General features: G+C 43.0%; 11 protein-coding genes and 1 pseudogene. All 12 read right to left on the minus strand.

All coding sequences use genetic code 11. The annotated features are described in order from the left end of the window. Positions 1-68: 68 nt before the first annotated feature. Complete coding sequence (gene ltrA / locus H7844_10525; protein ID MEO5357718.1) at positions 69-1262, minus strand: group II intron reverse transcriptase/maturase; 1194 nt, start codon at positions 1260-1262, stop codon at positions 69-71. Between the two features lie 506 nt (positions 1263-1768). Continuing rightward, a pseudogene (locus tag H7844_10530) lies at positions 1769-2620 on the minus strand (reverse transcriptase domain-containing protein). Between the two features lie 828 nt (positions 2621-3448). Next, the gene (locus H7844_10535; protein ID MEO5357719.1) at positions 3449-4786 is read right to left on the minus strand and encodes a sigma-54 dependent transcriptional regulator; all 1338 of its coding nucleotides are present in this window, start codon (positions 4784-4786) and stop codon (positions 3449-3451) included. A gap of 2 nt (positions 4787-4788) precedes the next feature. Then, positions 4789-6039 (minus strand): ATP-binding protein, encoded by a 1251-nt coding sequence (locus tag H7844_10540; protein ID MEO5357720.1) that lies wholly within the window; start codon positions 6037-6039, stop codon positions 4789-4791. Positions 6040-6262: 223 nt separating this feature from the next. Then, positions 6263-7504 (minus strand): multiheme c-type cytochrome ExtKL, encoded by a 1242-nt coding sequence (gene extKL, locus H7844_10545; GenBank protein ID MEO5357721.1) that lies wholly within the window; start codon positions 7502-7504, stop codon positions 6263-6265. A gap of 67 nt (positions 7505-7571) precedes the next feature. Next, positions 7572-7868, minus strand: coding sequence for a hypothetical protein (locus H7844_10550; GenBank protein ID MEO5357722.1), 297 nt, complete (start codon positions 7866-7868; stop codon positions 7572-7574). A 103-nt stretch (positions 7869-7971) separates the two neighbouring features. Continuing rightward, positions 7972-8250: an EscU/YscU/HrcU family type III secretion system export apparatus switch protein gene (locus tag H7844_10555; GenBank protein ID MEO5357723.1), complete on the minus strand. Its 279-nt coding sequence runs from the start codon at positions 8248-8250 to the stop codon at positions 7972-7974. Beyond that, positions 8250-9647, minus strand: coding sequence for a flagellar hook-length control protein FliK (locus H7844_10560; protein MEO5357724.1), 1398 nt, complete (start codon positions 9645-9647; stop codon positions 8250-8252). Before H7844_10560 ends, H7844_10555 begins: the two co-directional genes overlap by 1 nt. Then, positions 9647-10084 carry a flagellar assembly protein FliW gene (gene fliW / locus H7844_10565; protein ID MEO5357725.1) on the minus strand — a complete coding sequence of 146 codons (438 nt, stop codon included), beginning with the start codon at positions 10082-10084 and terminating at the stop codon, positions 9647-9649. Before fliW ends, H7844_10560 begins: the two co-directional genes overlap by 1 nt. Before the next feature lie 5 nt (positions 10085-10089). Further along, positions 10090-10314, minus strand: a complete 225-nt coding sequence (gene csrA, locus H7844_10570; protein MEO5357726.1) for a carbon storage regulator CsrA — start codon at positions 10312-10314, stop codon at positions 10090-10092. 142 nt (positions 10315-10456) lie between these two features. Beyond that, positions 10457-11527 (minus strand): flagellar hook-associated protein FlgL, encoded by a 1071-nt coding sequence (gene flgL / locus H7844_10575; protein ID MEO5357727.1) that lies wholly within the window; start codon positions 11525-11527, stop codon positions 10457-10459. 8 nt (positions 11528-11535) lie between these two features. Continuing rightward, on the minus strand, positions 11536-13461 hold the full coding sequence (gene flgK, locus H7844_10580; protein MEO5357728.1) for a flagellar hook-associated protein FlgK: 1926 nt from the start codon (positions 13459-13461) through the stop codon (positions 11536-11538).

A 13461-nucleotide genomic window follows, 5' to 3' on the forward strand; every position in this document is an offset into this window, starting at 1 on the left:
GCCCCCTCTTTTTTCACACAAGTATGACACCTCTACTTATTTTTTTGAAGATGGGGTTTACTTGACGCTTACATTGCAATGCGCTGTAACCAATGTGTTGCCCTTCGTGTATGCTTCCTAAGCTTTTTGAATTTTCTTGTTGCCCATCTTGCCAGAATCCGATCAAAATGTCGGAAAACAGGGTATAGTGCCGATTTGTTGTAGCTACTGTAGTAGTTTATCCATCCACGTAATACTGCATCAAACATCCTGCCAAGGTCTTCCAGAGATTTGTCGCTACGTAACTGTATGTTCCAGCTTCTTATTGTTTGCCGAATTGCTTTCGCAGCTTTATTACTTATTGCCGGCGTGAAGTTAATGAAGTGTTTACCTCTATAACTCTTTGAACGCCTTGGTCTAAAAGTAAAACCCAGAAAATCAAAGTGTTCGTTGTGGTATCTTCCGTTCCTATCATCATCCTTACAGTAGACAATCTTTGTCTTTTCGGGATGAAGTTCAAGCCCGCATTGCGCAAAACGCTGATTAAGTCTCTCCAGTAACCATTTTGCTTGCTTTTCACTCTTACAGTGGCAAATCACATCATCGGCATAACGTTCAAAGGGGATAGTTAGTTGATGCTTTTGCATCCATCTATCAAATGCATAATGTAGAAAGAGGTTTGCCAACAACGGACTTATTACTCCACCTTGAGGGGTTCCCTTGTCTCTGGCCGTTATTGTACCATCCGGTAGTTGCACCGGTGCTTTAAGCCACCGTTGAACATACAGCAGTATCCACTTGGATTCGGTATGTTTATGCACCGCTCGCATCATAAGTTCATGATCAATGTTATCAAAGAACCCTTTGATATCTATATCCAGCACCCAGTCATACTCCCAGCATCGCTTCCGTGCAGTACCTACTGCATCTACCGCTGATTTTCCCGGTCTGTATCCATACGAGTCAGGATGAAATTGCTTCTCTATCTCAGGTTCTAAATACTGTTTGACCACCATTTGTGCTATACGGTCTGTTACTGTTGGGATTCCCAATGGTCGTATCATACCATCTCCTTTGGGTATCTCAACCCTACGCACTGGTTGTGGAAAGTAACTACCTGAGGACATTCTGTTGTAGAGCTTGTACAGATTATTTTTCAAATCCCCCTCAAACTCCTCAATAGTTCTGCCATCCACTCCAGCAGCTCCTCCATTGGCTTTTACCCGTTTAAAGGCTTCGACTACAACTTTCTTAGAAATTTCAAATGGCTTTGCTTTACTCATAAGGTTCCTCCCATTTCTGGTTGTCCTAATTAATAAAGCGGATAATGCAGCCCCTTTGCTCCAATTCCATTACAGAATCTTCAACACTACTACAGGCTGCTCCGTCCCTGTTTCATGCATTGGTACTCTCACGCTTATGGGTCCTCCACTTGCGTTTCTCCCTTATCATCATGTACAGGTTCCCACGTTCCACTCAAAAGCCTAAATCACGTTCACGCCACCTTTATGCCGGATGCCATCTGAACAGTTGTCAGGTTGCCTTCAGACTTATCCCAGATTAACGACTACCCCCTGGTTTTGACATCATCCATACGCTTTCGACACCTCATCAGTGGTTAACTTACGCTCGTCTCCATGATTCATACCTGACAGGTTTTCCCTGCCTTTTCCCTAACGCTCACGACCATAGATTTTGACTACAGCCGCTTAAGGTGGTTTGGAGCCTGCTCCTGAAAACCGACTCCGAGGGGCCTTCCCTCATCTTTCGTGCAGCTTCGTGGCGCACAATCATCAGCATATCTCACAAAATTTAACTTATGGGGATTTTTTAAGATGTGGCCGTTGTTACTGTACTTTACTTTCCCGAATTTGTGTATCTCCCTTTCCATTCCATCCAAAGTCAGATTTGCCAGCACCGGACTAATTATCCCGCCTTGTGGCGTCCCATTGTCAGTTGTGTAGAGATTTTTACCTTTAATGTACCCACACCGAAGCCATTTGCTGAGGATTCCTTTGTCCATAGGGATATTTTTCTTTAGCCATTCATGGCTGATATTGTCAAAGCACCCCTTGATGTCGCCCTCCAGTACCCATTGAGCTGAATCTGCTCTTGATAAGACAGTCTGACACTGCGCTATTGCGTCCGCAGTAGCTCTTTTGCGTCTGAACCCGTAGGAGTTCTTGTCTGCTCTGCACTCAGCTACGGGGTCTAACGCCATAAGATACAGCGCTTGCATTGCCCTGTCTTTCATTGTGGGGATACTCAGCGGTCTCATCTTGCCATTAGATTTAGGGATTTCTACTCTTCTTAGCGGCTGGGGGGTATATCCTTTTGAGGTTAGTGATTCCACTGCTTGCATTTTGGCCGTTGGGGTACTCCATACCTTTCCGTCTGCACCTGCTGTTCTCTTACCTTGATTTTCGGTTACTCGTTTAACTGCTAATGTTTTGCTGCTGAACGAATTGGTTAGTATCCACTGTAGTCTTCTAACTTTACGGTGTTTACACTCCTGTGTTGCCTTGACAATACGTGCCTGTAACACTTTAACATTAGAGTTAATCCTATCCCACTGAAGGTCATTCCATCGGACTTTCTCTACATGAGAGGCTTTACAGGATGGTTTCCCATCTTTCGTCATTTTTTAAGCTCTCTCCTCCTTGAAATTAAATCGTTAAGGGTTCTTGTCATTATAGACCTTGCGTAAGTCTGCACCCTTTCGGATCAGGGCATTAGCCCCTATCTCCTTCATTACAAAGAAGCCTTCGCTTTTTACGCTTTCCTCTACCCGCTCAACCATAGGGATTCCTTACGGTTTCCTTGCCCTAAGGCGATTGGTCGGGCTTGCCAAGTTCCGCTGAAGTCACAATTTATGGCTTAGCTGCCACCTATCCACCGATGAAATTTCTGTCCGTGTAACGTAATCAAAAAGTACGTTAGCCTTTCATTTACCTTTTTGGTTCAAGCCTTTCAGCATCTTTGGCTTGTTCGTCGTTACGATGTTTATCAGTGGTTTGCTTATGCTCAGCATACCATTATAAGCCTTGCCCCCTACTGATTTGATGCTATCAGTTTATCTCCCTTGCCTCACGGTTTGGGATTAACGGGTTACTTTGTCATCCGGGCTTCAAACAGAAGCGTTGCCACCTCTGCTTGCCGGACTAGGCTACCAGTTACGGAAAACTGGGTAAATTCCTCCTCTTTTTTTTTCTCTCTCGAAGTATTTACAGTAACTTCAGTGACTTCTTGTCACACTTTTGAGGCGACAGGGGCTTATTCTTTCTTTTACCCACTCAAAACGTGAAAGAACCATTTTTTAAAAATTTTACTTGACATCACGGTTGCTTTAGAGGAGACGTCAAGGAGCTTTCGAACAAGCCAACAAAGTTAATCGAATGAATGCAACTTGGTATTAGTGCTCCCCGTAGTTTTTGACGATAACAGCGATAGAATGTAGATTCGTATTGGGCTATTTCAGGCCGTACTCTTTAATCTTATACTGAAGGGTTCTCATGGAAATGCCCAATATTGCAGCGGCATCTTTTCTGCTGCCATCAGTGTGTCTTAAAGCGTTTTCGATAGATAAGCGCTCAATTTCAATCAGGTTGAAAGTATCTCTGGATTCATGCAGTTGTACCGGAATGGCCTTTGTAAAATCAACAGCACCACCTCTGGACATTATTATTGAGCGCTCGATGATGTTTTGCAGTTCTCTTACATTTCCGGGCCAGTTGTATGACAGCAGTTTGTCTATTGCCGCCTCTGATATGTCTCCGGCATTTTTCCCAATTCTCTTTGATGTGGAAGCGGCCAGGTAGCGGCTCAACTGTGCAATATAGGGTTTTCTGTTTCTAAGAGGAGGAATACTTATTGGAAATACGTTTAACCGAAAGTACAGGTCTTGCCGGAAATTTCCCTGAGCAGCCTCTTTTTGGAGGTCTCTATTTGTTGCACATATAATCCGTGCATCAACTTTTTGTGTAACCGTGCCTCCCAGTCTTTCGAAAGCGCCACCCTCAAGAACTTTTAAAAACTTCGCCTGAAGGGTGTTTGACATTTCTGAGACCTCATCAAGCAAAATACTGCCCCTTGAGGCAAGCTCGAACTTTCCTCTCTTTGATGCAACAGCTCCGGTGAATGCTCCCTTTTCGTGCCCAAACAGTTCGCTCTCCATGAGGTTTTCCGGTATGGCGGCACAGTTTAGCTCAATAAACGGTCCGCCTCGTTTACTGAGGGCATGGAGTACTCTTGCAATGAGTGTTTTACCGGTTCCGGTTTCACCTGTCAGAAGCACTGTTGTGTTTGTAGCGGAGACAGCCCTTACCTGCTCTAAGACATCCTCCATCCCACCGAAAATTATCTCAAGGGGGGGCAGTCCTTTGAACTGCTCCGTCTTCAGTGCCTCGTTCTCTATAAGCAGCAGTCTTCTGTCATATGCCTTTTGCACAGAGAATCTGAGCACATTAGGGTCACTAAGGGGTTTTGTGATAAAATCCATCGCCCCAAGTTTCATAGCCTTTACGGCACTCTCTACTGTACCGTATGCCGTTAGCACTATAAAATCGGTATCGTAAGAGGAAAAATCCCTGCGTTTAAACTCTTCAATAAACGTAAGACCATCCATTTGCGGCATTTTAATATCCAATAAAATGAGATGCGGTCTGTAGCTTTCACATACCGACAGAGCGTCTCTGCCGTTGGATGCGGACTTAATTGTGTATCCCTCGTCCTCCAAAATCCTCAACAGCAGCAACCTTATCGAATCCTCGTCGTCAACAATCAGAACCCTGTAATTGTCTCTACTCATTCTTATCTCTCACAGGGCAGCGTTAAAGTAACAGAAGTGCCCAGCGCAACCTTACTTTCTATCGCCAGGGTTGCCCCCATGGCATTAACCAGATTATCAACTATCGGAAGTCCAAGGCCGGTTCCCTTAACTTTTGTTGTAAAAAATGGTCTCTTTGCGTTTCTTAGAACTGCGGTGTCCATTCCCTTGCCCGTATCTTTTATTGTAAGTGTAATCATTTTTTTAGTCTCTCCGACAATTATATATATTTTACCACAGTTTTCAATGGAATCCGCAGCGTTGGATATAATATTTATCAGAATTTGTTTTAATTTTTCTCTGTCGCCGTTTATCGTGTCGTTTGCTATAGTAATGTTTCTTTCTACAGTGATATTGTCTCCGGGGTTAACCGCAGCGACAGCCTCTTCTATAAGCTCCGGTAACGACAGTGGCTGGATTTTCAGCTCAGACGGCTTTGCGTAAACGAGTAGATCGTTTGTAAGAGCCTCGAGGCGTCTTGATTCGTTAACTATAACGCTGAGTCCCTCCGTCGCCCTGTCATCTCCATTAAGCTTCTCACTTAAGTATTGAGCAAAACCCTTTATTGAACTAAGCGGGGTTCTGATCTCATGAGCCAGCACTGCCGCCATCTCACCCAAAGCGGCAAATCGCTCCTTCGCAAACGCCCTCTTTTCCATCTCCTCCGTTTTTTTAAGATAGTACGAAAACGCAAAGGCCAGAGCCCACATAGCCATTACAATTATTAAAAGAACAAGCTGATGAAGACGTGCGTTTCTGACTGCCTCCATGGCCGGATATGTGTGAAGAGCTATGGAGAGAACCATAGGTTTAAGGGAATGTATATGCACCGGTATGTTCATTACATAGACCAGCTCGCCGGTCTTGAGGGTTACATAAGCGGACTTTGGTACACCCTCAATAAACTGCTCTGTAGTTGTCTGGCCTGTCATTTTGGGGTTAGAGTGTAAAACAATTTTTTTGTTGCTGTCATACAGAGTAATGTAAGCAATATTTTCCCATGGTTGCTTTTTCATTATTTCAGATATCAGTCTGTCGTCTATGCCTGTGCGGTTAAGGGCCTGATCGAGGGTAATTCCGATAAAATAGGCCGTTGACTTGAGAGATTCTTCCGATGAGCGCTTTGCTATTTCATAAGTAGAGACAGCGCTAAAAGCCGACAAGGCTGTAAAAAACACAACAGCAGCAATAACTACAAATCTTTGATTTACCTTCTTATGCGTTTTTAGCTTCATCGGCGTTACTGATTATTTTACTATAATCCCTGTGCTTACGGATAATCATACCAAGTCGCCAACTTTGTTGGCTTTGTCGCAAGCTCCGGGGCATACGAAAAAGTACGCCTTTGTCTCCTGCTCCCAGCCGCCTTGTTATTCTTTTGACTGCAACCTGGTATGAGTTGCAATTAAAGAAGTAATTTAACAAGGGGAAGGACAGAGTCCTTCCCCCTAATTTCCCTTAATTTCCTTTAATACTGACGTGTTTAACTAATTTGTAAAGATCGAATGTAGATGTTGCCACACCCGGCTCAACCACAAGTTTAAGTGAGGCTTCCACCGTGGCGTCCTCGATACCCGCCGGCAGCTTGATTTCAAAATTTTCCTCGTTGGTTTTAAACGGCTGCAGGGATGTATCTCGCATCAGAGAGAGTTTCCTTAAAGAGGCAAAGACCATTTTGTTTTCCGAATAACCGAGTTTTTTCTGAGGCATATAGTATTTGGTCTCGTTAAAAATTTCCTTGCCGTCTTTAGACTTAACGACCACATTGAGGGAAAAGTGTGTTGGAGATGGGCAGCCATCGGGCATTCTGTGGCCTATCTCTATTGGTGTCGTTTTAGTCTTAACAACTACCATTGGGGTGGAGACAAGAGCAGGGGTCTTAATCTGAAACGTATAGGCCATGGCGCTTAGTTCAAATTTAACATGCTCTTTCAGCCGCTTCAACTCAAAGGCAGGGTCGTCATAGTTTGGGGGAAACCGGTGACCGGTATTGGGTGCTCTCATATGGCAGTCCTGGCAGCCCTTATCACCGCCGTTAGGTATGTAGTTTTGCAGCATACTGTCATAGTTTGAAACACACCACATCGGCTCAGGGGAGTGAAGCAGGTTAGGTCCCTGATGGCAGCCGCCGCAGAATGAGGAGTCGGCCATCATGTTGTTTACTTTGGATTTTGTAAAAACCTCGTCTTTGTGCCCTCCTCCTATGTCCTTAGTACCATAAACCGTATCCTTTTCAGGCAGACCGTCTCTGAACTTACGCACAATGGAGTTTCTGTTGTGGCAAATTATGCAGTTAATCTGGAGTTTGTCTATAACATCGTAGTTTTCTTTTAAAACCGCATCAGCAATCTCTTTTGCCACTTTTTCGGTTGCATCCTCCAGTTGCGGGATGTGGCACTTAAAGCACGGCAGCATGTACTCTTTTGTACTTGATGTGACCTCATGGGATTTCTTAAGCTCGCCGTTACGCTGCTTCAGGTAATCCTGTAATGTGCCGAGAGTTTTGCCAAAGGGTCCTACAAGTGGTTTACTGTGCAGGGATTTTTCCCAGTCAGTGTATATTTGCTCATGACAAGCCTTACAGCGGGTGGAGTCATATTTTTTTAATAACTCATCGAGACTGTCTATTTCTTTAGCAAAACCCGTTGCAGGTAGGACTAACAAAATCAGCAATAGTAACAGATACTTATACCTAAGCATAAGCACACCTCCTTTTGTTTTTTGTCGCCATTTCTAAAATGGGGACATTTTTTATGAATATTCTTAATTAGCTTAAAAACATTCGAGGAGGTTTGTACTCTTGTTTTGTGAAAATTAAATCTTTTCTAAAAAAAGGCTCTACAGTCATCACATCATTCTTTTTATCATGAAAACCAGCAAACACTGGTTCAATAACTATCGGCATTTCGCCGTTTGGCTCAAGCAAGTTTACTAAATGACACACATCCAGAGTTGCAATGACGGTCTTTCCACCTCCATGTGGTGCTACCCTTATCTGTATTGCCGGTAAAGACAAACAGACAATTAGGAGTGTTACGACAAAATAACAGCAAATTATCCTCATCTTTTATACTATAGTGTCTTTTATAAAATTATTCAAGTCTCTGTACTGAAACGGACATATACAATGAACTGTTGCATATCTCATATCACTTTCTTTGCAGATATCAAATGAGTTTTTTCTTACTCAATGAATAGATAAAGGCAAGAATTTCGGCAACAGCCTTATATAACTCCTGAGGAATCTCCTGATACAAATCCAGAGCAGACAATATCTCAACAAGCTGCTTGTCTTCTTTTATCGGAATGCCATGAGTTTTGGCAAGGTCAAGAATCTTCTGAGCTATTTCCCCACTGCCCTTAGCTACAACGCGCGGAGCGGCGCCATCAGTTTGTTTGTACCTTAATGCTGCTGCTTTTTGGCGTTTTCCTTCCAATTTGAGTATTAAACCTTAAGGCTCAACCCTTTTTCTTTTAAACTCTCGTTAATATTTAATTTGCTCTTCTGTCCCACATTTATCACCTTAAGGGGAAGTCCGGCTGCAAGAAAACGGCTCTCCAGCTCCGCCTTGTTATCTGCTATTAATTCCATCGTCTCTTTCTTTTGCGCATAAAAAGAAAGAAAAAAACTCCCCTCTGACACTGTTGTTGAAATTGAAAGCTTGCCCATATTACCAAGGTCTAAGTTTATATCACAGGAAAAGGATTTTTTGGCATTATATTTATTTTTTTTAAAAAGAAGCTGGCCGTCTTTCATCTCAGGCCATGAAAAAGGTAAAAAAGTGTATATCGTCTCATTAGCACGTGAGTTTATCTGATAGTGCTCTATATTTCTGATAAATTTATCTATTGTGTTTGTAATTTCATCCTTAGAAGCGCCGCTTTGACGTAACAGCTGCCCTATACGTTCCTGCTCAACTACGTCCTTAGCCTTTAAAAGCAACGCCTTCTGGTCATTGGATATCTCAGGTTTTTCCCTGAGCAGTGCCGCCTTATCACCTGATGATAAGGCTTCATCTAATCTCTGCTTTATAACGGCTATAAGTTCCCGCTCGTTTAAATTCTTAACTTGCTTGCCGCCCTCATCCATCACCGCCCTAAGCTCCATAATCAGTGCCTTCATATCACTCTCTGCACCGGACTTTAATATGCCGTCCGCCTTTTTAATAAAAGCATCCAATGTGCTGTTAAGCTGCTCATTAAGATCAAGGCTCTCCTGCCCCTCAATCGCTTTTCTCACAGCCTCACCAACCATTCCCTTAATATCCATGCCATCACCTAAAGCTGCCTCTTTAAGCCTTGTTTCAAATAAAATCCCTGAATCCTCAATATTTGACTTAAGCGCCGACACAGACATATTTTTTATATCAGGCATTATTTGCTCAAGACGGCCAAACTCCGGGAATGTATTCTTAACACGCTCCGGTATCGCTGACAACATATCCTTAAGACTTTTAAAATCAGATGTATCTATCCTCGCATCCGACAACTTATTGACAGTTTGTTGAATCCTTGCATTTGCCGGGTCGGTAGTTTCCCCCTCAGGTTTACTCTCAACTCCTAAAAATCTAAGCCTAACCTCACTGCCGGTGCCAACAACCTGAAGATCAATCCTGTCTCCCTCACTCATGGGAACATTGGTATAGGCAAGCAAAGTACCCCCCTGCAAATCCAATGCTTTTCCAACCGGAGGGGTTATTCGAAGTGTCACCATGCCGGACTCTATAATGTCAAGAACATCGGCACTTATTATATCGCCCAGTGCCAGTGCTACGGCCTTGCCCTCGGAAGGGCTAAACAGCACCATGTTGTCTGTATTTGACAACACAACATTGCCAATCATTATGAAAACCTGCTCTTTGTGGCTGCCCCGGTTACATCTTTATCCAAAACAACCTGTACTCCTCTCATCAGTGTCGCATTAAAAATCAACGGGCCCATGAAGTTTGCAATCACTTTTTTGTTTTCAACCCTTATTATTACAAGTACAAGTAAATCCTCAGGATTTTCCAACTCCAGAAATTTCTTTGTTGTCGGGTCTAAAACGATTGAAAAACCCGGTAACAACACCGCAGGGTCTGTAACGATAAAAGCTATCTCTGGATCATCCACCGCCTGAAGCCACTTGACCTGTGTATCTTTATAGTCCATCAAAACGTAACGCTTGAGCTGCGGAAAGCCCAGAATACCCTCCGGAAAACTAATCACCTTTGAGCTATCCAGCTCTACCGTACCAAATCGTGTTGTCGGTATAAGAAGAGTATTAGTTTCCGTGCACATTCCTTCTATCCCAGAACATTTCTTATTTCATCGAACTCTGTTGCACCGAGACCGATAGAAAGTAAGTTTTCCGATTTTATCTTCTCATAGAGTTCCTGCCTGTAGATTCGTACTCCCGTCGGTGCATCTATCCCTAACCTGACTTTGTTACCCTTTATCTCTATCACCGTCACCGTAATAGAGTCACCCAGCTTTATGGCTTCCTCTGACTTCCTTGTCAACACGAGCATCTTGCCCCTCCATCATGGTCTCATCAACGGTCCCTCGTTGATTCTTAAGGTTAATCTTAACTACCTTCCAAACGCTCCTTCTTACAAATATCGCTTAACTCATCTATATTAACACATTATTTTATTTTTTTCACATATTATCTTATTTTAAATAATCCAAAAGCGATTGTGACATTATTTGAAACGAGCTTTGCCTCAGAGCTTGAAGTGCCAGTTCAGATTTAGTCAGATTTGACGCCACCTCAGTCAGGTCTGCGTCCTGGTAATGTGACAAGACCCCCTGTGTGTGCATAGTATTGTCATCGTTTGCGTTATAGGTCCTGTCAATGTAATTTATCCTTGCTCCTATTGTAGCCCTTACCGTGGTTGTATTGTCAAGGGCAATCTGAATCGGCCTCAGATAAGCTTCCATCATATCAGCATCATTAGTGTTAAAAGAGGTTTCCAATCCCTGTACCAATTCCATATAATTTGTAAATGATGATGATTTTATACCGGCTGCCGTGGCATCGGTAGATGTGCTTATAGTTATTGTAATTTGCGGCACATCGTAATTCTGAATCGTGGGCACTGTTCCCAACATCACAGATTGTCCGATTGTTTTAGTTGACGGTATGTAGTGAGCATAGAGGCCACGCTCAAGCGTAATAGTCTGAGTCTTCGCTATAGAAATCATAAATGTATCGGAGGCGGTTACGTTTTCTGTAACTCGTGCATCATAGTTGATATCCACATTAATGAGGTTTGCATCTCCCTGAAAATGATATGAACTCCCTGAGGTGGCAAAGGTTGCAAGATCAACTTTATGGCCGGAAAATATATTCCGTGATCTGTACTTCACATTTGAGAGCCGGAAAATAGCGTCTTTTATTACAGTAACTTCCCTGCCTATATCTATTCTGTCAACAGCATTCCTTGAGCCGTTTGTTCCATCCACTATGAGTTCTTGTAAGCGCTGCAGGTTATCTGTTAATGTCTCCATTGTGGTATCGGAGATTTCCAAAAACCCCTTGGCGTCATCCATATTTCTTCTGAACTGGTCGTTGTTGGTTATAGAGAGTTTGTAATCAAGGACTTTTGACATACCGATTGTGTCGTCGGAGGGGCGGTTTATTCTAAGCCCCGTGGCCATCTGTTCCTGTGTCTCATATAGTTTTGCAAAGCTACTCTGGAAGCTATACTTGACCCTGTCGTTTGTCAAAAATTGTGACATTCTTACGCTCATAAGTTCACCAATATTTTCAGCATTTCATCCGTTACACTCACCAACCTGGCCGCTGCTTCAAACCCTTTTTGGAACTTTACGAGATTCATTGCCTCCTCATCAAGCGACACACCGGAGACACTATCTCTTTGCAACTGCAACTGCTGCGTTACATTCTTTGTAAATTTAAGGTTGTCTTTTGCTGATCTGGCAAATCCACCCTCAGTTGTTACTATGTTGTTATAGTAGGTATTAAATGTGGAGTTTGTGAGTTCACTCTGCCTGCTCAGGCTTAATGTTACCATAGCAAGAGCATTAATATTATCACCATACTTTCCTAATACAGTACTTGCTGCTGCAACGTCATTTGTTTGTTTTATGGCCACTCCTGCGTTAGTCACCGCTGCATCTGTGGGAGAGAGCTTGATAACATCACCTCTATTAGGTGTTCCGGTGAGTTTTACCTGCATACCGTCTATCAGCAGAGTGTCGCCCCCAACTACACTGCCTGAACCAGTGATTGATTGCAAGTGTATATCGTAGAGCTGGTAATTGTTGGAGTCTGTAAATCTAACCTCATAGTTTTTATAAGTCAGTGATGTCCTGTCATATATGCTTGTAGATGAAACATCCATGCCGGATGATTTCTTTATAAGCGCAACAGGCTTCAGATCATTGAAAAAATCCTTATTCCTTGCCGATATGTAGTATGTATCCCCTGAGCTGGGTATGTATCCAAAGTGAACATTAATACCGTTAAATGCTATGTCTCCCCCCACTGATGCTAACGATGCCATTGTTGCGCCGGTGTAAATATTATCGTAGCTTACTGCCGAGCCATTGCGATACAGGTCATAAGTCGTAGAAGATGTAAATTTAATCTGATACTCGCCGGAAGTGAAATTAGCAAAATCTGTGAGCGTAACAGAGTTTAAATTGCCGCTAGTGGTATTGTCAGGGGTTTTGTTAGTGACAGTGATGTCACTTGCCACAGGGGATATGCCAAATCCGCTGGAATGAATTATATTGACCTTGTTAGTTATTGTTCCAATTATTTTTCTTAACTCTGTAAGAGCATACGGTATCCCGATTTGGTCACTGTTTTTCATCTGAAAAATAGATGCAAGCCTTCCGCCGGTTATTCTGTCTGTTATATTTATATTGTCTAATAGCAGCTTGTCCTTACCATCGGCAGTTATATCCTGAGAAAGATTATGAACTATACTGCCGCTTACAAGGTTTCTGTCACCTATTATAACAGTGGTTCTTCCCGAATTGTCCTCTAACGTGTCAAATTTAACCAGTTGAGAAAGCTCTGTCAAGAGAGCCCCGCGCTGGTCTCTGAAATCATTTGACTGCTTATTGGTGCCGGCCTCTCCCTCGGCAATACGCTCGTTAAGATAGGCTATATTTGAGGCTATATTATTAACTCTTTCAATTATATTTGGCAGCTCAACACCAAGTGAGCGGGACAGGTCCTGGAAATTTCTCTCTATTTGTTTGGCCTTGGCAACTAACTCAGTCCCCTTGCTGATAAGAACATTACGCTGTTCAAGTGTATCCGGATTAGCCGACACATCTTTCCATGCATCAAAATAACCACTGATAACACTCATGAGCCCTACACCGGCTTGTTCATTAAAAGAATTCTCTATTGCAGAGTACATATCATCAAGCACGGTATATTTGCCGATAGAATGATTTTCCTGAAGGAGCTGTTTTTCAAGAAAATTGTCAACACGTCTTTCTATATCTTGAAGGTCAACACCTCTTCCCATATAGCCGTAAGATGTGTATGAGGAGACGGCAGTACTAAGAGAGGCCTCCTGTTTGCTATATCCGGGAGTGTTGACGTTGGCAATATTGTTACCGGTTACGTCAAGGGCTGCCTTTGTAACCATTATGCCCGAACGGGCTATGTCAAATAGTGAGCCTATGGACAC

The sequence above is a fragment of the Nitrospirae bacterium YQR-1 genome (assembly GCA_039908095.1).
GTDB lineage: Bacteria > Nitrospirota > Thermodesulfovibrionia > Thermodesulfovibrionales > Magnetobacteriaceae > Magnetomonas.

Coding starts and splice junctions, on each gene's coding strand:
- ltrA (MEO5357718.1), bottom strand. CDS start 1,262: ATGAGTAAAGCAAAGCCATTTGAAATTTCTAAGAAAGTTGTAGTCGAA.
- H7844_10535 (MEO5357719.1), bottom strand. CDS start 4,786: ATGAGTAGAGACAATTACAGGGTTCTGATTGTTGACGACGAGGATTCG.
- H7844_10540 (MEO5357720.1), bottom strand. CDS start 6,039: ATGAAGCTAAAAACGCATAAGAAGGTAAATCAAAGATTTGTAGTTATT.
- extKL (MEO5357721.1), bottom strand. CDS start 7,504: ATGCTTAGGTATAAGTATCTGTTACTATTGCTGATTTTGTTAGTCCTA.
- H7844_10550 (MEO5357722.1), bottom strand. CDS start 7,868: ATGAGGATAATTTGCTGTTATTTTGTCGTAACACTCCTAATTGTCTGT.
- H7844_10560 (MEO5357724.1), bottom strand. CDS start 9,647: ATGATTGGCAATGTTGTGTTGTCAAATACAGACAACATGGTGCTGTTT.
- fliW (MEO5357725.1), bottom strand. CDS start 10,084: ATGTGCACGGAAACTAATACTCTTCTTATACCGACAACACGATTTGGT.
- csrA (MEO5357726.1), bottom strand. CDS start 10,314: ATGCTCGTGTTGACAAGGAAGTCAGAGGAAGCCATAAAGCTGGGTGAC.
- flgL (MEO5357727.1), bottom strand. CDS start 11,527: ATGTCACAATTTTTGACAAACGACAGGGTCAAGTATAGCTTCCAGAGT.